The 19,034-nt window shown below is 67.7% G+C and carries 17 protein-coding genes; 11 read left to right on the forward strand and 6 right to left on the reverse strand.

Annotation, left to right across the window (positions count from 1 at the left end):
- Window positions 1-69: 69 nt before the first annotated feature.
- Window positions 70-966 carry a LysR family transcriptional regulator gene (locus tag DIZ26_RS11765; RefSeq protein ID WP_112240336.1) on the forward strand — a complete coding sequence of 299 codons (897 nt, stop codon included), beginning with the start codon at window positions 70-72 and terminating at the stop codon, window positions 964-966.
- Between the two features lie 33 nt (window positions 967-999).
- Here DIZ26_RS11765 and DIZ26_RS11770 read toward each other — a convergent pair whose 3' ends face one another.
- The gene (locus DIZ26_RS11770; RefSeq protein WP_112240338.1) at window positions 1,000-2,025 is read right to left on the reverse strand and encodes a LacI family DNA-binding transcriptional regulator; all 1,026 of its coding nucleotides are present in this window, start codon (window positions 2,023-2,025) and stop codon (window positions 1,000-1,002) included.
- Between the two features lie 20 nt (window positions 2,026-2,045).
- Window positions 2,046-3,824, reverse strand: coding sequence for a glycoside hydrolase family 36 protein (locus DIZ26_RS11775; RefSeq protein ID WP_112240340.1), 1,779 nt, complete (start codon window positions 3,822-3,824; stop codon window positions 2,046-2,048).
- Between the two features lie 138 nt (window positions 3,825-3,962).
- Here DIZ26_RS11775 and DIZ26_RS11780 point away from each other — a divergent pair, with 138 nt between their 5' ends.
- The 4 genes from DIZ26_RS11780 to DIZ26_RS11795 are packed head-to-tail and all read left to right on the forward strand — an operon-like array spanning window position 3,963 to window position 8,512.
- The gene (locus DIZ26_RS11780) at window positions 3,963-5,288 is read left to right on the forward strand and encodes a hypothetical protein (RefSeq protein ID WP_112240342.1); all 1,326 of its coding nucleotides are present in this window, start codon (window positions 3,963-3,965) and stop codon (window positions 5,286-5,288) included.
- Complete coding sequence (locus DIZ26_RS11785; protein WP_112240344.1) at window positions 5,285-6,547, forward strand: extracellular solute-binding protein; 1,263 nt, start codon at window positions 5,285-5,287, stop codon at window positions 6,545-6,547. The genes DIZ26_RS11780 and DIZ26_RS11785 overlap by 4 nt, the downstream gene beginning before the upstream one ends.
- Before the next feature lie 8 nt (window positions 6,548-6,555).
- The gene (locus DIZ26_RS11790) at window positions 6,556-7,608 is read left to right on the forward strand and encodes a carbohydrate ABC transporter permease (RefSeq protein ID WP_198676047.1); all 1,053 of its coding nucleotides are present in this window, start codon (window positions 6,556-6,558) and stop codon (window positions 7,606-7,608) included.
- Window positions 7,609-7,612: 4 nt separating this feature from the next.
- Window positions 7,613-8,512 carry a carbohydrate ABC transporter permease gene (locus DIZ26_RS11795; protein WP_112240346.1) on the forward strand — a complete coding sequence of 300 codons (900 nt, stop codon included), beginning with the start codon at window positions 7,613-7,615 and terminating at the stop codon, window positions 8,510-8,512.
- A 24-nt stretch (window positions 8,513-8,536) separates the two neighbouring features.
- Here the strand turns inward: DIZ26_RS11795 and DIZ26_RS11800 are convergent, their stop codons facing one another.
- Window positions 8,537-8,902: a nuclear transport factor 2 family protein gene (locus tag DIZ26_RS11800; protein WP_232828280.1), complete on the reverse strand. Its 366-nt coding sequence runs from the start codon at window positions 8,900-8,902 to the stop codon at window positions 8,537-8,539.
- 116 nt (window positions 8,903-9,018) lie between these two features.
- Here DIZ26_RS11800 and DIZ26_RS11805 point away from each other — a divergent pair, with 116 nt between their 5' ends.
- The gene (locus DIZ26_RS11805; protein ID WP_112240348.1) at window positions 9,019-10,008 is read left to right on the forward strand and encodes an RNA polymerase subunit sigma-70; all 990 of its coding nucleotides are present in this window, start codon (window positions 9,019-9,021) and stop codon (window positions 10,006-10,008) included.
- Between the two features lie 16 nt (window positions 10,009-10,024).
- Here DIZ26_RS11805 and DIZ26_RS11810 read toward each other — a convergent pair whose 3' ends face one another.
- Entirely contained in the window at window positions 10,025-10,447 is a 423-nt protein-coding gene (locus DIZ26_RS11810; RefSeq protein WP_112240350.1) for a VOC family protein, read from the reverse strand.
- Window positions 10,448-10,649: 202 nt separating this feature from the next.
- On the opposite strand from DIZ26_RS11810, the gene DIZ26_RS11815 reads away from it, so the two are divergent.
- Window positions 10,650-11,033: a YciI family protein gene (locus tag DIZ26_RS11815; RefSeq protein ID WP_198676048.1), complete on the forward strand. Its 384-nt coding sequence runs from the start codon at window positions 10,650-10,652 to the stop codon at window positions 11,031-11,033.
- Between the two features lie 103 nt (window positions 11,034-11,136).
- Here the strand turns inward: DIZ26_RS11815 and DIZ26_RS11820 are convergent, their stop codons facing one another.
- Together DIZ26_RS11820 and DIZ26_RS11825 are read right to left on the reverse strand one after the other, a co-directional pair.
- Window positions 11,137-13,317: an AAA family ATPase gene (locus DIZ26_RS11820; RefSeq protein WP_112240352.1), complete on the reverse strand. Its 2,181-nt coding sequence runs from the start codon at window positions 13,315-13,317 to the stop codon at window positions 11,137-11,139.
- Between the two features lie 183 nt (window positions 13,318-13,500).
- Window positions 13,501-15,288 (reverse strand): AMP-dependent synthetase/ligase, encoded by a 1,788-nt coding sequence (locus DIZ26_RS11825; RefSeq protein WP_112240354.1) that lies wholly within the window; start codon window positions 15,286-15,288, stop codon window positions 13,501-13,503.
- Between the two features lie 102 nt (window positions 15,289-15,390).
- Between DIZ26_RS11825 and DIZ26_RS38295 the strand changes: the two genes are divergently transcribed.
- The 4 genes from DIZ26_RS38295 to DIZ26_RS11845 are packed head-to-tail and all read left to right on the forward strand — an operon-like array spanning window position 15,391 to window position 18,972.
- The gene (locus DIZ26_RS38295; protein WP_112240356.1) at window positions 15,391-16,296 is read left to right on the forward strand and encodes an SRPBCC family protein; all 906 of its coding nucleotides are present in this window, start codon (window positions 15,391-15,393) and stop codon (window positions 16,294-16,296) included.
- A gap of 5 nt (window positions 16,297-16,301) precedes the next feature.
- Window positions 16,302-17,573 carry an ArsA family ATPase gene (locus tag DIZ26_RS11835; protein WP_112240358.1) on the forward strand — a complete coding sequence of 424 codons (1,272 nt, stop codon included), beginning with the start codon at window positions 16,302-16,304 and terminating at the stop codon, window positions 17,571-17,573.
- Entirely contained in the window at window positions 17,570-18,010 is a 441-nt protein-coding gene (locus tag DIZ26_RS11840; RefSeq protein WP_112240360.1) for a hypothetical protein, read from the forward strand. The genes DIZ26_RS11835 and DIZ26_RS11840 overlap by 4 nt, the downstream gene beginning before the upstream one ends.
- The gene (locus DIZ26_RS11845; RefSeq protein WP_112240362.1) at window positions 18,001-18,972 is read left to right on the forward strand and encodes an ROK family glucokinase; all 972 of its coding nucleotides are present in this window, start codon (window positions 18,001-18,003) and stop codon (window positions 18,970-18,972) included. Before DIZ26_RS11840 ends, DIZ26_RS11845 begins: the two co-directional genes overlap by 10 nt.
- Window positions 18,973-19,034: the final 62 nt, after the last annotated feature.

Consider the following 19,034-nt stretch of genomic DNA (forward strand, 5'->3'; position numbering starts at 1 on the left):
TCGTCCAGTTCAGTCGCAGCGGGCCGGAAAGAAAAAGACCGATCGGGTAGCCCGGCATACCCTGGAGGTATGGCGGAACCCGAGATCCGTGAACTGCGCTACTTCCGCGCGGTCGCCGAGGACCTGAACATCACCCGCGCGTCCGAGCGGCTCGGCATCGCCCAGCCGCCACTCTCACGGGCGATGCGCGCGCTCGAGAGCCGCCTCGGCGTGGCGTTGTTCGACCGCTCCGATCCGCGCCGGATCAGCCTGACCGAAGCCGGCGAGACCTTGCTCAAGGAATCGGCCCAGGTCCTGGACTCCCTCGACGCCGCGGTACGCCGTACGCGGCGCGCCGGGTCGCAGACCGCGGCCCTCGTCGTCACCGCGAAGCCGGGCACTGCCACCGACCTGCTCAACTTCGTCGCCCGGGAATTGCGGGACGAGCCGGGAGCGCCGGCGATCCAGTTCGAGGTCAGTGGTTTCGGCGAGCAGGTCGAGCGGGTGATGGACGGTCGCGCCGACCTGGCGATCATCGGTTCGCCGCATCTCGACAACGCGCTCGCCCAGGAGGTGCTGGCTGTCGAGGGCCGGATGGCGGCACTGCCGGTCGGCCATGAACTGGCCAGTCGCGAGGTGCTCAGCGTCGCCGATCTCCGCGGCCAGGTCTTCAGCCACCGCGCGGGTCAGACAGTTGCTGGTAGCAACTATTGGAGCGGTCAGCGGGACGGCCGGCCGGCCGGCACTCCGGTCGGTCCGGTGGTGCAGGACAGCTCCCAGATGCTGGAAGTGATCGCCCTCGGACAGGCGATCGCGCTGCTGCCGGTCACGTTCACCCAGCGAAACCTCCGCCCCGACATCGTCTACCGCCCAGTCCCCGACGCCGAGCCCTACACCACGGTCATCGCCTGGAAACCCGGCCACCCTTCCCCCTGGATACCCCGCTACGTCGAAGCCGCCAAGCGCTGGAGCGGACTGCCGCGCTGACGACTAGCGAACTGACCGCTGGAGTGATCGTTTCTAGGCGCTGGAGCGGATTACCAGGGGAGCGGTGACGAGGCGGCCCGGCCGATCGGGCTCGCCGTTGATCTCCTGCAGCGCGCGGGAGAACAGGCAGGAAGCGATGTCCCGCAGCGGAATCCGCGCAGTCGTCAACGGTGTGTCGAGCATGCTCGCGAACGGGAAGTCGTTGAACCCGGTGACCGCCACATCCTGACCCACCCTCACGCCACGTCGCTGCAACGCCCGCATCGCGACCACAGCGAACGCATCGTTGTCGGCCACGAACACATCCGGCTGCTCCGGCCGATCCAGCACCCCCAGCACGTACTCCGCGACAGCGTCCAACTCGCTGAACGACTCCACCGAGTGCGGCGAGTCGAACTCCTGCAGGAACCCGTCCTGACGCTGGTGCACCCATGGCAAGCTGCTGGCCGTCGCCAGGTAGGCAGCCCTGCTCCGGCCGGTCGCGCGAAGGTGCCGGGCGATCGCGCCCATCGACGTCTCGTTGTCCACATCCACCCAGCACTGGCGCTGCTGCGGGCCCGTCCGCCCGAAAGCCACGAACGGAAAGCCACGCGCGGAGAGGAACTCGATCCGCGGATCCTGCGGCATCGTCTCCAGTACGACGATGGCGTCCACCTGGCGAGCCGCGATCAGCTTCTCGTAGAGCGCGATCTCGGTTGCTCCCTCGGTGGGAGTCGTCACGTGGACGCCGTACCCGTCGATCGCTGCCGACTTCACCAGGCCGCCGAGCAGCCCGTGCAGGAATCCACCCAGGCCGGGGTTCTGGTCGCTGAACTCGTCGTCCTCCACGTAGAGCGGCAGTCCGATCACCTGGCTTCGCCCGGACGAGAGAGCGCGTGCTGCATGGTTCGGGGTATAGCCGAGCTCGTCGATCGCCGCCTGCACGGTCCGGACCGTCGGTTCGCTCACCCGGTGCGGCGCGTTGAGCACGTTGGAGACCGTCATCGCCGACACCCCTGCGAGCCGTGCGACGTCGGCCACCGTCGTACGGCGTCTCGGTTGCTTCTTCGCCTCGGCCATCCAGCCCCCTTCGAACCTGGTCAGACCCGCTCGATCCGGGCCACTCCGCCGACCGGTACCTGGACGGCCCAGAGGCCGGCGGGTGGTGTGGTCGTCGTACGGGACAACTCTGCGCCTGAGCAGTCGAACACTACGAGTTCGACCGGGTCAGCTCCGGCACCTTCGATGAGCAGGCGCGGCTCTTCGCCGCCGTTCACCAGCAGCAGCCGCTGCTTGATGTCGGCCAGATGCACGACAGGGTTGGAGAAAACGGCCACCACCGTGCACTCTTCGGACGACGCGCGGACCTGCGTGTAGCGGGCGTCAGGCCTGCTCGGAGTCAGTACGCCGTGCAGCAGCGTCTCGGCGTTGTCCTTGCAGAAGGCGAGCCAGAATCGCACCACGCGGTCGTGTTCGGCGGACAGCTTGCCCAGCTCGACGGAGACCTGCGGCGTACTGAACAGCGCGCCGATGAACTGCCGGGCGACCGCTTCCGCAGGTGCTTCGGGATGCCACATCAGCATGTCCGAGTGGACCGCGCGATCGCCCGCGAGCAGGCGGGCGTCGATCGTACGGACCCTGTTCTCGACCGCGTCCATCGCGCAGTCGCCGGCCCGCAGGAAGGTGCCGAACTGCCAGAGCCGCGGGTTCACGTAGTCCTGGCGGAACTCGATCAGCAAGCTCGGGCGGAGTCGCCGGAGCTCAGCCGTGACGGCCGCGAGGATCAGTTCGACGCCTTCGTCGACGGTTTCGCAGTCGCCGTCGGGAACGGAGGGAGCGCTTTCCCAGGCCCAGGAATCGATGAAGTCGATCTTGAGCCCGTCGACGCCCCAGTCCCGGACCGGGCGGACGCAGCACTCGACGATGTGGTCGCGAACCTCTGGGTACCGCGGGTCGAGCACCGATGCGCTGAGCCCGTCGACGTACCCGAGGGTGCGGTCCTGGAACCGATCCCAAGCCTTCGAGTGCGCGCCGATCAGCGGGGGAGCGATCCACAGCACGTAGGCGAGCCCGAGGTCGTGCACCCGGCGTACGTGTTCGGCCATGTCGGGGAACTTGCTACTGGTCGGCTCCCAGTCACCGCAGTGGGCGTACCCGCGAGCGGTGTCCTCGGTCTGCCACCCGTCATCGACGATCACCGCACTGCACCCGTACTGCGCGCTCTCGCGCGCGTGCTGCTCCACCGACTCCGCGGACACGTGCTGATGGTCGCTGTACCAGGTCGAATACATCGCCTCCCGCGCGAGCGCCGGCACCGGCGCGACCCTGTCGCCCAGCTCGGCCGCCCACCAGTCGCTCACCCCACGAAGCGCTTCGGCGAACTGCAGCCCTCGAAGATCAACCCGCAGGACGAACCGCCGCACACCATCCGCCGGACTTTGCGCCGGCTCGATGTCGTCGACGGTCAGCTGGATCAACTGCTCGGCTGTTTCCTCGTTCACACCGACCGCGAAATCGCAGCCGCGGACCGCCGCCGACAACGAGATCGTGAGGGGTGAGCGGTCGTCCAGCCCGACGAAGGCGGCGACCGGAGCCGAGCGAACAGAGCGGATATCGCGATGCGAACCCCAATCTGTCGGTAGCTCGCGGTGCGATCCCTGGGTCGCGCGCCAGAGCGTGATCGCCGAGTCGACCGGCCAGGTGAACCGGATCCGCACCGGCTCGGTCCTCAGGTCCGCCGCCACCACCTCGAAGGCCGGCACGCCGGGCTCACCCGGAAGCTCCGTCACGTCGGCCGCGGCCGAGACCGTACCCGTCCGGCGGACGGAGCCGTCGGGGGAGCTGATCTCGAAACAGACCTCCGGGACAGCAGGCGACATGGAGCACTCCTGTTCGTCGTACGCACTGTAGAGGTTCGACTATAGCGCTAAAATCAATTCCGTCGAAGATATTGACGAAGGCAGTCGGCACGCCTAGTTTTAGCGCTAATATCCCATCTTCACCCGAAAGGGGCGGCGATGTCGGACCTGACGGTCAGGTCGGATCTGGGCTATCTCGAGGACGCCTTCGGCTGGGCCCGCAAGCGTGCGCTCGACTGGGTCCGGACCGATGCTGAGCCGGGCAACCTGCCGTCGTACTGGGCGGGCTACCCGTCCCGGGCGATGTTCTACTCCCGCGACGTCTGCCACCAGGCGGTCGGCGCGCACCTGCTCGGCCTGGACGCGGAGAACTTCGCGATGATGCGGCACTTCGCCCGGTCGGCGACCAAGGCCCGCCGGTGGTATCCGTTGTGGGCCTTCCATTTCGACGGCGCGATCGCGGCCCTCGACCACCACAGCGACGAACACTTCGTCCGGGAGATCCCCGCGGTGTTCGACCTCACCTACTCCGCGCTCGGCCAGTACGAATGGACCGGCGACCGGCGCTGGATCGAAGATCCGGACCTCGCGGCGTACTACCTCCACTCGGTGGACGACTTCGTCGCCGAGCACGACCGTGACGGTGACGGTGTCCCAGAGTCCTCGGGCACTGGTGACATCTTCCTCGGCACTGCGACGTACAACGAGCAGGACGCCGAACACCCGCTGCTCGTCGCGGCGGACGGCCTGGCCACGCAGTACGCCGCGCTTCGGGCGCTCGGCAAGCACGCGGCGACGACCGAGCTCGTCGGCACTGCGCCGGGTCTCGGCGCCCGGAAAGACTCGAAACGTTTTCTGGACCGTGCCGAGCGGATCCAGGCCGACTTCCTCACCTCGTGGTGGGACGCGGACAAGGCGCGGTTCGCCCGTGGCCGGAACAAGACCGGTCTCGACTTCGGCTGGGGACTGGAGGCGACCTGGTTCGTCCCGATGCTCGGCCTGAGCGGGACCGGTGAACGCAACGAGCTCTTCCTGGACTACCTGGAAACCCAGCTGTTCGAGCATCCGCCGGCCAACATCGAAGCTTTCAGCTACTTGCCGCAGGTCTTCTTCCGGCACAGTCGCGACGAGTCTGCCTGGCGCTGGCTTCGGCACCTGATCGACAGCCGCGACGACTATCCGGAGATCTCCTTCACCGTCGTCCAGCACCTGGTGGCCGGCCTGCTCGGGCTGGAGCCGGACGCGGCGTCGGCATCCCTGACCATCGACTCCCATCTCCCCACCGAGATCGGCTGGCTGGAGGCCGACCACGTACCGGTCGGCACCTGGGACCTACGCATCACCCAGCAAGGGCGGCACTCCACCGAGGTCACCGTGCACAGCGGACCGGGGCCGCTGCACGTGTCGATCGGCTCGGCCGGCACCTGGACCCTCGAACCCGGCGAGACCGCCCGGTTCTCCCCTCACCCCAAGGACCCCTCATGAAACTCTTCAACCGCCGCCTCCTGCCGGTTGGTGCCGGCCTGGCCGCACTCCTTCTCGCCGCCGGCTGTGCGACTGGTGACGCCCAGCCGGCAGCGGGCGGAAACAAAGAGTCCGCTGACATTTCCTTTTCCTTCTGGGGAACGAACTCCGAAGCCGCCTCACTGAAGGCGATCGCGGCCGCCTTCGAGCAGGCCAACCCCGGCACGAAGGTGACGACCAACTGGATCCAGGCCGACTACGAGCAGAAGCTCCAGACCTCGATCGCGGCCCACACCCAGTCGACCGTGATGGAGATCAGCAACACCAGCCTGGCCGGTTTCGCGCCCAGCTTCGCCGAGCAGCAGGTGGACCCCTCGAAATACGTGCAACCCAACATCTCCTCGGCGCTGCAGTACCAGGGCAAGTACTACGCGATGCCGTTCGCCGCCAAACCGAAGGTGATGGCGATCAACGTCGACGCCTTCAAGGCTGCCGGGATCCCGCTGCCGAGCAAGACCACGCCGATGACGCTGGAGGAGTTCCGTACCGTCGCGGCCAAGTTGTCCCACGGAGATGGCAAGACGCGCGTCTTCGGTTCCAGCAACCTTTGGTACCGCGGTTGGCTGACCGCGGCGGGAGGCGGCTACTACAACGCCGACGCGACCGCGTGCACCTTCGGCGACGCGACCGGCGTCGCGACCGCGCAGTACGTCGTCGACCTGCAGAAGAACCGGTACGCGCCGTCTTCGGTGGACATCCAGGGCCAGGACCAGGCGCAGTGGTTCGCGGCCGGCCGGCTCGGGACCTTCAGCGACTTCGGACCCTGGACCGTGGCCGACTTCGTCAAGATCAGCAAGCCGAACTGGACGCTGGTTCCCGTTCCGGGCAAGGGATTCCCGATGGAGGTCGACGGGCTCGCGATCGCGAAGAGTGCCACCGGCAAGCAACTGGAGACGGCCAAGAAGTTCGTCGAATTCGCCAGCACGCAGCAGGTCGCTCAGGACAAGCTGATCCAGGGCAACACCGCGCTCGGCGTACCGATCATCGAGGCGTCCACCGCAACGCTGGAGAAGGTACTGCCGCCGGATCGCAACCTGGCCGCATTCACCACGGCGCTGAAGACCGGTCAGGTCGGTGTCTCGGTGGCCAAGGAGGCACAGATCTCGGGTGATGCGGAGAAGGGGATGACCAGCTACACGCCTCTCGGCACCGGCAAGGACGACGTCGCGAAGATCCTTCCCCAGCTGAACGACAAGTGCACCCGAGCCCTCAAGCAGTGAGGTAGACCGTGAACCCGACGATCGGCTGGATCCGCTCGCTGGCGGAGTCCTGGGGAGTTCCCGCGGCGCTGGTGCCGCTGGTCCCGTTCCTGATCCTGCTCGTCGTCCTGTACGCCGTCATCGGGCTGGCGGCGTACGGGGCGAAGCGGAAATGGCCGCGGGCCGACAAGACCATCGCGTTCTGGCTGTTCATCTCGCCCTGGCTGATCGGCTTCGCAGTCTTCACCGTAGGGCCGATGGTGTCGTCGATCTATGTCAGCCTCACGTCGTGGGACCTGATCACGCCGCCGAGATTCGTCGGATTCGCCAACTACAGCGAGGCTTTCAGCGACCCGCGCGTGGGCCAGGCTCTGAAGGTCACCTTGCTGTACGCCGTGATCTCAGTGCCGCTGCAGACCGCGCTCGCGTTCCTGGTCGCGCTGCTGATGAACGTCGACCTGCCAGGAATCCGGCTTTTCCGCACGATCTGGTATTTGCCGAGCCTGGTTTCCGGCGTTGCCCAGATGGTGCTGTTCCTGTGGGTCTTCAACCCGCAGTACGGGCTGGCGAACGACGTACTGGCCAAGGTCGGCGTCCAGGGGCCGGGCTGGTTCAACGATGCGTCCTGGGCGTTGCCGACGGTGATCCTGATGAGCCTGTGGACCGTCGGGGGAGCGATGGTGATCTATCTGGCCGGTCTGAAGGACGTCCCCTCCAACCTGTACGAGGCAGCGGCGCTGGACGGCGCCGGCGTGACGCGTCTGTTCTGGCACATCACGCTGCCGCAGTTGTCACCGATCATCTTGTTCAACGCGTTGACCGGGATCATCGGCGCGCTGCAGATCTTCACCCAGGGCTTCATCGCCACCGGCGGGCCCAAGGACTCGCTGTTGTTCTTCGTCTACTACCTCTACGACAACGCTTTCCAGAATTTCCGGATGGGCTACGCGTCGGCCCTCGCCTGGATCCTCTTCGTGATCATCCTCGCGCTGACCGCCGTCACCGCCCGCGGCAGTTCGTTCGCCGTCTACTACGAATCCGACCAAGGCGGCCGCCGCCGTCCGCGCGTGAGGAAGGGCTGAGGTCATGGCTGTCCTGGTCGAGTCACCCCAACGGACCGCCGCCGAACCTCGTGCGGTGCGACGGCCCGACCGGCCGTTCTGGCGCCGCAACCTGGTGCTGACGATCGTCCTGTACGTCGTACTCGCTCTCGGCTCGCTAGCGTTCGTCTACCCGTTCCTCTGGATGGTCGCCACCTCGTTGCGCTCGCTCGCCGGCGTCGGGTCGGCGGGTGCGAGCATCTGGCCGCGAGAGTTCCTCTGGGCCAACTACAGCCGCGCGGTCACGTCCTTTCCCTTCTGGCGTTACGCCCTGAACTCCGTGCTGACGACGCTCATCCCGATCGTCGGCACCGTCTTCTCGTGTTCCCTGGCGGGGTTCGCGTTCGCTCGCTTGAAGGTGCGCTTCTCCGGGATCGTCTTCGCCGTCGTGCTCGCGACGATGCTGCTGCCCGGCGAGGTGACGATGGTTCCTCAGTTCATGCTCTTCAACAACCTCGGCATGATCGACACCTTGTACCCGTTGATCCTGCCCGCGTTCTTCGGCTCACCCTTCTACATCTTCCTGTTCCGCCAGTTCTTCGCCCGGATGCCGGCCGAACTCGCCGACGCGGCGGTCGTCGACGGCTGCGGCTGGTTCCGGATGTTCCTGCTCGTCTACTTCCCGCTGGCCCGGCCGGCGGTGGTGGCGGTCTCGATCCTGCTCTTCATGGGCTATTGGAACAACTTCCTCGGACCGGCCATCTACATCAACTCCGACCAATGGAAGACGCTGCCGCTGGCGCTGGCCGGTTTCCAGTCGGTCAACGGCACCGACACTCCGTTGCTGATGGCAACGTCTGTGCTGATCACCCTGCCCTGCCTGGTGATCTTCTTCTTCGCCCAGAAGCAGATCACCAACGGCATCACCTTCACCGGCGGCAGGTGACCTGCTCCAGGCGTCCGATCCGGGCTAGCTGGTGCGGGCCTGGGTGAAGGGCAGGCGGTCGAAGATGATCCGCAGGTGGGTGATGCGGCCGTTCTCGACCGTGTGCAGTTCGGCGCCCGGCGCGTGCGGGACCGGGATGGTCACGGTGTCGTACATCAGCAACGCGGTGGTCTCGTCGCCGAAGGCGGACAGCAGCGTCGAGCTGGTCACGGTCTTGGAGAACGGCTCCATGAAATCGCGAAAGGCCGCGGCACCTTCGATCCGGCCGGCCGGGGCCTCGCAGACGATGTCGTCGGCGAGGTATCGCATGGCCAGGTCGAAGTCGTGGCCGGTCCACGCGCGGTGGTAGGCGAGCACGGTGTCGAGCGCCGTCATGGTGGTCTCCGTCATCGAGGTGTTCCTTTCGTTGGACGAGCTGATGACTGGATAGACACCAGCTTGACCGTCAACGGAACGGTCGGCGGACTTCGTAGTACCGCAGACCCTGGAACTGGCACCATGGCGGGGTGACGGTGTTGGCCCAGGCGCAGGCGGGGGACGAAGAGGCTTTCCGTGAGCTGACCGCGCCGTACTTCCGTGAGTTGCATCTGCACTGTTATCGCATGCTCGGGTCCGTCACGGACGCCGACGACGTGATGCAGGAGGTGCTGCTCGCCGCGTGGCGGGGGCTCGGCGGGTTCGCGGGAAGGTCTTCGGTGCGGACCTGGCTGTACCGGATCGCCACCAACCGCTGCCTGAACGCGATTCGCGACGGCAAACGCCGCCCGCCCGCCGAACCGGTCCCGCCGTTCGACCCGCCCGCACCGTCGCGACGCGGCGACGTCACCTGGCTGCAGCCGTACCCCGACGAGTGGCTGCACGAACTCACCGACGCCGGCCCCGAGACCCACGCCGTACGGCGGGAGAACGTCGAGCTCGCCTTCGTCGCCGCGCTCCAACGGATGCCGCCGAAGCAGGCCGCCGCGCTGCTCCTGGTCGACGTACTCGGTTTCAGTACGCCGGACGTCGCCGAGCTGATGGACACCAGCCCGACGGCGATCAAGGGAGCGCTCCAGCGAGCCCGGGCCGCACTGCCCGTCGACAGCCGCGGTCCGATCCCCGATGCGTCGGCCGAACGCCAACTGGCCAAGCGATTCGCCGAAGCGTTTGTCGCCGACGACATCACCACCATCACCAGCATGCTGACCGACGACGCCTGGCTGGCGATGCCGCCGGCTCCGCACGAGTACTACGGCCCGGCGGCGATCGCGGCCTTCTTGCGGGCGAGCAACGAGGGCCGCACCTCGATCGTTGAGCTCGAGGAGTCGGGCGCCAACCTTCAACCCGCCTTCCGCTGCTACTTCACCAACCCAGGAGCCGGGACAGGGGAGCGTCAGGACCGCCGCTACGCCGGTCACATCGTTCTTGACATCCGCGGCAGCCACATCGTCCGGATCACCCGCTTCCTGGACGACGATCCCGTCCCGCGCCGAGCTCAGCGGGACGGGATCAACTGAGAAAACGTTGTCGGTTTTACTGCGCCTGGCGGGCTGCCTGGATCTCCAGGTAGTGCGGGTTGTGCATGATGCCGAGCACGTTGCCGAACGGGTCGACCACGGCGGCGGTGGCGAAGTCGCTGTCGCCGTGCGCGGTGATCGGCGCGTACTCCTTCGCGCCCATCGACAGCAGCTTCTCGAAGGTGCCGGCCAGGTCGTCCACGTGCCAGTGCATGACCGCGCCGCCGGCGGCGTTGGACGCTCCGGGCGGAGCGTACTTGCGGTCGATGAACCCGATCTCGTCCCCGTCGTCACCGACCCGGAACTCCACGTACGCCGGGGCCGCGGGCGCCACCGGGAACGCGTAGTACGCCTCCTGCTCGAACAGTTCGGCGTACCAGTCCCGGGCGGCAGCGAGGTCGTCGGCGTAGAAGCTGATGGTGGCAAATCCTCGGAACATCGGGTTCTCCCTGGTGTCGTTCTCGATTGCGATGTCCCCATCCTCGCGCCCAATAGTGCTCACCCAATGAGCACTTTCCACGGAAACTTCGGAAATCCGCGCGGAAACCTTTGCGGAGGTGTCGATCCTGGCGTGCTTCGTTCGACGCGGTGATGAGGCCAGGGTTGAATCGGGCTCTGGCAACCACTTCGAGGAGACAGACATGCGAGTCATGGTGCTGATCAAGATGACGCCGGCGGACGAAGAGACGTACCCCAAGGACCCGCGGGCGATCGACGACCTGGCGGAGATGGGCCGGTTCAACGAGTTGCTCACCAAGGCGGGCGTGATGCTGTCCGGTGAGGGCCTCGCGCCCACCAGCGAAGGCAAGCTGGTCAGTTTCACCGAGGAGGGCCAGAGTGTTGTCGACGGCCCCTTTACCGAGGCGAAGGAACTGGTCGGCGGCTACTGGATCTGGCAGGTCGAGTCGATGGACGAGGCCGTCGACTGGGTCAAGAAGGCGCCCTTCCGCGACGGCACGGTCGAGCTGCGCCGCGTCTACGAGGAAGCCGAGTTCGCCGACGGCTACCCCCAGCCCAAGGCCTAGCTCCAGCTGAGCACGTTGCGGCCGGTGGGCTTCCGTCCGCCGGCCGTCGTCGTCCTGGCGTGCTCGGTGCCCCGGCTGCCTGTCGTACGCAGTACAGCCGGTGCTAGGTGCCGGGGCGTTGGAGGAGGTAGTCCTCGGCGCGCATCGAGGCGGCCGGTTTGATGTCTTCGGGAAGGAGTTCGCGCAGGTCGCGCTCGGTCAGGGTGTCCGGGTCGCGCAGCGCCAGCCGGGTCGACTGGTTGGAGATCGCCTCTTCGAGCACGTTCCGGATGAACCGGCCGTTGCCGAAGTTGTGGCCGCGCGGCGCGGGCGGGATGATCCGGCGGACCACCTTCATCACCTCGTCGGTGAAGATCATGCCCTTCTGGCGCGCCTGGAGTTCGAAGATGGCGACGAGTTGGTCGGTGTCGTACTCGCTGAATGCCAGCAGCTTCGGGAACCGCGACGCCAGCCCGGTGTTCGACTCCATCAGCCGCTGGATCTCGCGGTGGTACCCGGCCATGATCACGACGACCTCGTCGCGGTAGTCCTCCATCATCTTCAGCAAGGTGGCGACGGCCTCGTGCCCGAAGTCACCCGGGATGTTCTCCGGCACCAGCGTGTACGCCTCGTCGACGAACAACACGCCGCCGAGTGCCTCGCGGAACTTCGCCGCGGTCATCGGCGCGGTGGAACCGACGGCGGAACCGACCAGGTCGGACCGGTCGACCTCGACCACATGCCCCTTCTCGAGCACGCCCAGTTCCTTGTAGATCCGCCCGAGCAGTCGCGCGATCGTCGTCTTCGCCGTACCGGGTTTGCCGACGAACACCATGTGCCGCGCCCGCTCCTGCGTGGGCAGCCCGAACTCCTTGCGCCGCTGGTTGGTCTTGATCTCGGCCACCATCCGGCGTACCGACTCCTTGACCGTCTCCAGCCCGACCAACGCCTCCAACTCGGCCAGCGCACCGATGTCGTTGCCCGCGGCAGCCAATTCCTCGCCTTCCGACCGCGGCCCGGTCGCGAGAGCAGCCGTACCGTCGTGCGCCGGGGTCGGTACGTCGTCCGCCGGCTCGCTCACCGCATCGGGCGACTGACGTACGTCGTCGGTCGGTTCGCTCACGGCGTCGGCCGAGTGACGTACGTCGTCGACCTCCGCTCCGTCGACCGCGCCAACCGCCGGCTCGGGTACGCCGCCGTCGCTTACCTCGTGCACGTCGGTGGCGTCCGTAGTGGGGGAGGCCCAAGCAAGCGGGATGGGAGTCGCAGCGGCCGGCTGACCCGCAGTACCGGCAGCTGAATCGGAATCACCGTCGAGGATCCGGAAGAACGCGCTCAGGTCGGGCACCTCGGGCTCCGGCCACGGGCCGTTCTCCAGTACGCCGGCCAGGTGCACCGACACGCGCGTCGCCGCGGCAGCCCACGAGCGCGCCGGCATCCGCTGCCCCTGCGCCACCGCACGCTCCAGCCACTCCGTATTCCGCCGCAACCAAACCTGCGGATCGAAGCGGTCGCGCAGCTCGGCGAGCGCGTGCTCGACATCCCACCCGGCGATGCCGAGAACCTGCCCGACTGTCGGCGGCTGGCTCTTGAGCCCCGTCGCGCGAATCAACCGAGCCAGCAACTGCGGAAACTCAACAGCCTCATCATCCGCAACCACAGCAGACAACTCCGCCTGCGCCTCCCGCAGCGCCTCGAGCGAATACTGCAACGCCGCAGCGGGCCCAGCCAACTCCGGCAACACGGCCCGCTCGGCATCACTCAGTACGGCGGTCTGCCAGAACTGCACGATCGTCTCGTAGTCCGCCTGCACGTGCATCCGGGTCGCTTCACGATCACCCAGCACCCGATCGAACGCACTCGTCAACGCCCGAGCGCGAGCAGCCAACGGCGGCGCGTCGACAAACAAACTCACGACATCGCGCGACAACTGCAATGCTTGCCGACGGCCCTCTTCGTTGAACCCGCGCGCACCCCCGACGGCCAGCAACGGCCAGTCCCCAGCCGCGACCCGTACGACGTACCCGTCACCACCAAGCCGCACCGGCGCCCGATGAAAGTCGCGAGTCAGCACAGCAGCAAGGTCGGCGTACTCACCCCGCAGTACCGGAATCCACCCACCAAGCAGCGGCGCCACCTGATGCAGGAACCACACCGCCGCAGGAGTCCCCACCACAAACTCGGGAAACACCCCCGGCCGCAACGCCCCCGCATCGTCGGCCCAGGCCCGCAACTGCCCCCGAACCCCACCCACCCACTCATCCGGCACTTCCCACGGCTGCCCGGCCCCCAGCACGTCAAGCACCCGCGCCCCCCGAATGTGGTCAGCCACAGATTCCCTCTCCACCGTCGAACCCACTACTTACCCGTGCGCCTGCCCACTTTAATCCGACACCAGCCGACCGGCCGCCCAGCAGATCGGCACGCCGCGGGAGCGCCGCCTGGGGGTGAGTGAGTGACGACGGAGGAGAAAACGAAAAGGGGCGTATTACTTCGCGTACAGGGCTTCTACGTCTTCTTTGTGTTTTTCCATGACGATGTGGCGGCGGAGGGAGAGTTTCAACGAGAGTTCGCCGTTTTCCTGGGTCCAGTCTTCGGGGAGGATGGCGAACTTCTTGATGCCCTCCGCCTTCGAGACCGCGTCGTTGGCGTCGTCGACGGCGGTCTGGATTTCGGCGATCAGATCCTCGTCGTGGATCAGGGACGGCACGTCGGAGGGCTTTCCGTGGGTTTTGGACCAGGCGACGATGGTTTCGGGGTCGATGGTGACCAGGGCTGCGATGAAGGGTTTGCCGTCGCCGACGACCATGCACTGGCTGACCAGCGGGTGCAGACGGATGCGGTCCTCCAGTACGGCGGGGGCCACGTTCTTCCCACCCGCCGTCACCAGGATCTCCTTCTTCCGGCCGGTGATGCGGATGAAGCCGTCGGCGTCGAATTCGCCGAGGTCGCCGGTGTGGAACCAGCCGTCTTCGTCAATCGCGGCCGCGGTGGCTTCGTCGTTCTTCCAGTAGCCGGCCATCACCTGCCCGCCCTTGAAGCAGAGCTCGCCGTCCGAGGCGACGCCCACCGAGACCCCGGGCAGCGGGCGGCCGACGGTGCCGATGCGGATGTCGTCGGGGAGGTTCACGGCGAGCGCGGCGGTGGTTTCGGTGAGCCCGTAGCCCTCGAGCACCGGTACGCCGATGCCGCGGAAGAAGTGGCCGAGTCGATCGCCCAGCGGCGCGCCGCCGGAGACGGCGTACTGGACGTTGCCGCCGAGCACAGCGCGCAACTTCCCGTAGACGAGCCGGTCGAACAGAGCGTGCTTGGCGCGAAGCCCGAAGCCGGGCCCACCGTTGGAAACCGCAGTCGAGTAGGCGATAGCTGTCTCGGCGGCAGCGTCGAAGATCTTGCCCTTGCCCGACGCGTGCGCGCTCTGGCTCGCCGTGTTGAAAACCTTCTCGAACACGCGCGGCACACTCAGAATGAACGTCGGCTTGAACGAGCCCAGGTCCGGCACCAGGTTCTTCACGTCCGCGGTGTGACCCAGCTTCACCCGCATCATCACGCAGCCCACCTGGATGATCCGCGCGAAAACATGGGCCAGCGGCAAGAAGAGCAACGTCGACGCGCCCTCGGCGAACAGCCCGTCGAGGATCTTCACCGCCGTACCCAGTTCGTCCATGAAGTTCGAGTGGGTGATCTTGCAGCCCTTGGGCCGCCCGGTCGTGCCGGACGTGTAGATCAAGGTCGCCAGGTCCGACGGCACGACCGCGGTACGGCGCTTGTCGAGCTCGGCATCGGAAACCTCCTGACCCAGCACCATCAGCTGGTCGACCGCGCCCGACTCGATCTGCCAGACCTCCTGCAGGGCAGGAGCCTCGGTGCGGGCGGACTCGACGACGGCACCGTGCGCGGCGTTCTCGACGACCGCGACGACGGCTTCGGAGTCGGTCAGGATCCACTGGATCTGCGATGCCGAGGACGTCTCGTAGATCGGGACGGTGGCCGCGCCGATGCTCCAGATCGCATAGTCGATCAGCGTCCATTCGTACCGCGTGGCGCTCAGCAGCGCGACCCGGTCGCCGTGCTTGACGCCGGCCGCGATCAGGCCCTTCGCCACCCCGCTCACCTGGCGGGCGAACTCGGCCGCGCTGATGTCCAGCCAGCCGCCCTCGACCCGGCGGCTGAAGACGGCGGTGTCAGGATGGGAGGAGGCGTTCGCCCAGACGGGATCGCTCAGCCCACCGGTGGTGGGAGGCTCGATCACAGCTGGAACGGTGTACTCACGCATCCGCGTCTCCTCAGTCGGTCACGATTTGTCGACTCCGGCGCACGCTACAGTCACCTACCCGGTAGTAGCCAGACAGATGTGACCCACGGAACTAGGACGTGCATGCCATCGCTCGACATCAGTTGCGACGACTTGGTCGTTGCTGATCCAGCCTACGTCGCGGAGAGGCTGGGCGCGGACACCCTCTGGCGCGAGTGGTGGCCGGAGCTGACCTTGACCCCGTCGGAGCGGCGCGGCCGCGAGGGCGTTCGCTGGGCGGTCACCGGAGCGGCGATCGGTACTGCGGAGTGGTGGCTCGAGCCGGTCCGCGACGGGGTGGTCGTGCACTGGTACCTCCGGGTCGACCCGACCGGTTCCGCGGGGCAGCGGCGGCTGCGCAAGCTCAAGGAGCAGTACGTCGCGCGGTACCGCGAGCGGCTCTGGCGGTTCAAGGACGAGCTGGAGTCGGGCCGCGCCGCGGGCGAAGGCAGATCGGACTCCGAACCCGCGATAGTCTCCGGTGTGGGCAACGGGGCCTCACCACCGGCCGCGGACCCGTCCCGGCAGAACACGTCCCGGCAGCGAAGAGGTGAATCGATGGCAGAGCAGACCACCTCGACCATCGTCGTGAACGCGACTCCGAAGGCGATCATGGCGGTGATCGCGGACTTCGAGGCCTACCCGGAGTGGGCGGACTCGATGCGCGAGACCCAGGTGCTCTCCACCGACGAGGCGGGACGGCCCAAGCAGGTCCGGTTCAAGGTGGACGCCGGGGCGATCTCCGACGAGTACACGCTGGACTACGTGTGGTCCCGCAACGAGGTCACCTGGACGCTGGTCCAGGCCAAGATGGTCAAGGGCATGGACGGCGCCTACGTACTGCGTGATCTCGGCGCCGAGGGCACCGAGGTGACCTACCGGCTCGCCGTCGACGTGGCGATCCCGATGATCGGGATGCTGAAACGCAAGGCGGAGAAGGTCATCATCGACACGGCCCTGAAGGGGCTCAAGAAGCGCGTCGAGTCCTGATACCGGTGACTCGGGTACTGCTGTACACAGGGAAGGGCGGCGTGGGCAAGACCACGTCCGCGGCCGGCACGGCCACACTCGCCGCACTACGCGGACTGCGCACCCTGGTGCTGTCGACGGATGCCGCGCATTCGCTGTCGGACGCCTTCGACAGTGCGGTCGGCGGCGAGCCGACCGAGATCGACGACCTGCTGTTCGTCCAGCAGATCGACGCCCAGCGGCGATTCGAGCGCGCCTGGGGTGACATCCAGTCGTACCTGCGCTCGGTGCTGCACGAGGTCGGCGTCGACCCGATCGAGGCCGAGGAGCTGACGGTCCTCTCGGGCGCCGAGGAGGTGCTCGCGCTGCTCGAGGTGCGCGACCACGTCCGCTCCGGGCGTTGGGACGTGATCGTGGTCGACTGCGCGCCGACCGCCGAGACGCTGCGGTTGCTGGCACTGCCCGAGGCACTGAACTGGTATATGGACCGCATCCTCAACGTAGAGCGCAAGGTGGCCCGCACGTTCCGGCCGCTGCTCAGCAAGGCGGCCGGGATACCGATGCCCGACGACAGCGTGTTCGACGCGTTGCGCCGGTTGCACCGCGACCTCGCGGACATCCGCGCGCTGCTGGCCGGCCCGGACGCCTCCGTGCGGCTGGTGCTGACGCCCGAGGCGGTGGTCGTCGCCGAGGCCCGTCGCTCGCTCACCACCTTGTCCCTGTACGGGTACCGCGTCGACGGCGTGATCGCGAACCGGGTGTTCCCCGCCGCCGGTGCCGACAACTGGCGCCGCCAGTGGGTCGCCGCCCAGCGCGGCATCCTCGACGACGTCGCCGACTCGTTCCGTCCGCTGCCGATCTGGGAGTCGCCGTACCGCGCGTGCGAGCCGGTCGGCGTCGAGGAACTGGCCGCCTTCGCCGTCGAGATGTACGGCGGCGACGACCCGTTCGCGCGGGCCACGGACGAGACCTCGCTGTGGGTGGACCGCCACATCGACACCGACGGACGCACCTACACGCTGACCATGCCGTTGCCCTTGGCAACAGCGAGCGACCTGGAACTCGCCCGGCACGGGGACGACCTGATCATCACGGTCGGTTCGTACCGCCGGGTTCTCCCGTTGCCCGCCGCCCTGGCCCGAGCGGTCGTCGCCGGCGCCCGACTCGACAACGGGCGGTTGCAGGTCCGGTTCGCTCCCCGTGAGCCACTGGCCGGTACGACGGCCCAAGAGCTGGCCCAGGGCATTCGCGAGCAGTACGACGCGGAGCCGGCCGCGATCACGGAGGGCACCAGGTGACCAAGGAACCGGTCGGCTCGGTCGCTGAGGAGGCCGCCAAGCTGTTCGCAGTACTGCAGCAGGCGACCACCGAAGCCAAGGGCCAGCACTCGTCCCACCAGGAGCAGGAGTACGAAGAGCCGGCGGACGAGGCAGCGGACGAGCACGAGCATGAGCACGGTACGGCGCATCGCGGTGGGCCGGAGTGTCAGTGGTGCCCGGTCTGCCAGTTGATCGCGAAGGTGCGCACCACGAGCCCGGAGACGATCGAGCAGTTGTCGAGCGCGGCAGCCGGCGTACTCGGCTCGCTGCGGTCGTTGCTGGAAGCCGCCGCGGAGGCCGCGCGGCAAGCCCGGGCGGACGCAGAGTCGCGGACCGCCGAGGATCCCGGAGAACAGCCGGCCCGGTCCCGGGTGGACCGGATCGATGTGAGTGAGGACCCCGAACCATGGGACTGACGATCGGCGTTGACGTCGGCGGTACGAAGATCGCGGCGGGGGTGGTCGGTACCGACGGCAAGATCGGCGCCCGCACCCACCGCGACACCCCGGCGAACTCGGTGGATGCCACCGCCGCCGCCATCTGCGAAGCGGCCGCCGAGCTGATCGCGGACCACGAGGTGGAGGCCGTCGGCATCGGCGCGGCCGGGTTCGTCTCGTCGGACCGGTCGACGGTGCTGTTCGCGCCGAACCTCGCCTGGCGCGACGAGCCGCTCGGCGCGCGGGTGGCCGAGGTTCTCAAGGTTCCCGTGGTGGTGGAGAACGACGCGAACGCGGCTGCCTGGGGCGAGTTCGCCTTCGGCGCCGCGCGGGACGTCGAGCACATGGTCTGTATCACCGTCGGCACCGGGATCGGTGGTGGCGTCGTGATCGGCGGCGAGCTGCTTCGCGGCGCGAACGGTGTGGCCGCGGAACTCGGGCACATGCGCGTCGTACCGGGTGGGCATCGGTGCGGTTGTGGAGCCCGGGGCTGTATCGAGCAGTACGCGTCAGGGAGCGCTCTGGTCCGGGAGGGCCGGGCGCAGGCCGAGTCCGGTTCGCTGGCGGCGGCGCAGATGCTGAGCGTCTGCGGGATCACCGATCCGGCGTTGCTGACCGGGCCGATGATCACCCAGGCGGCGACCGCCGGGGATCCGTGTGCGGTGGAGCTGTTCGACGATCTGGGCCGCTGGCTGGGGGAGGGGCTGGCGAGTATCGCGACCCTGTTCGACCCGGCCACGATCGTGATCGGCGGCGGGGTGAGCGCCGCGGGCGACCTGCTGCTGCGGTCGGCGACAGTGGCGTTCGAGAAGAACCTGCCGGCCAAGGCGAACCGGCCGCACCCGAAGTTCGGGCTGGCGCTGCTCGGCAACGACGCGGGCATCATCGGCGCCGCCGACCTGGCCCGCCGGCCCGCCCCGGCGCCGGAGAAGCACCGGTGAGGCAGGCTGCCCGCAGCGGCCCCGGCGCCGGTGAGATCTCGATGAAGAACTTGTCCAGGGGT

This window comes from Kribbella monticola, from assembly GCF_003261635.1.
GTDB lineage: Bacteria > Actinomycetota > Actinomycetes > Propionibacteriales > Kribbellaceae > Kribbella > Kribbella monticola.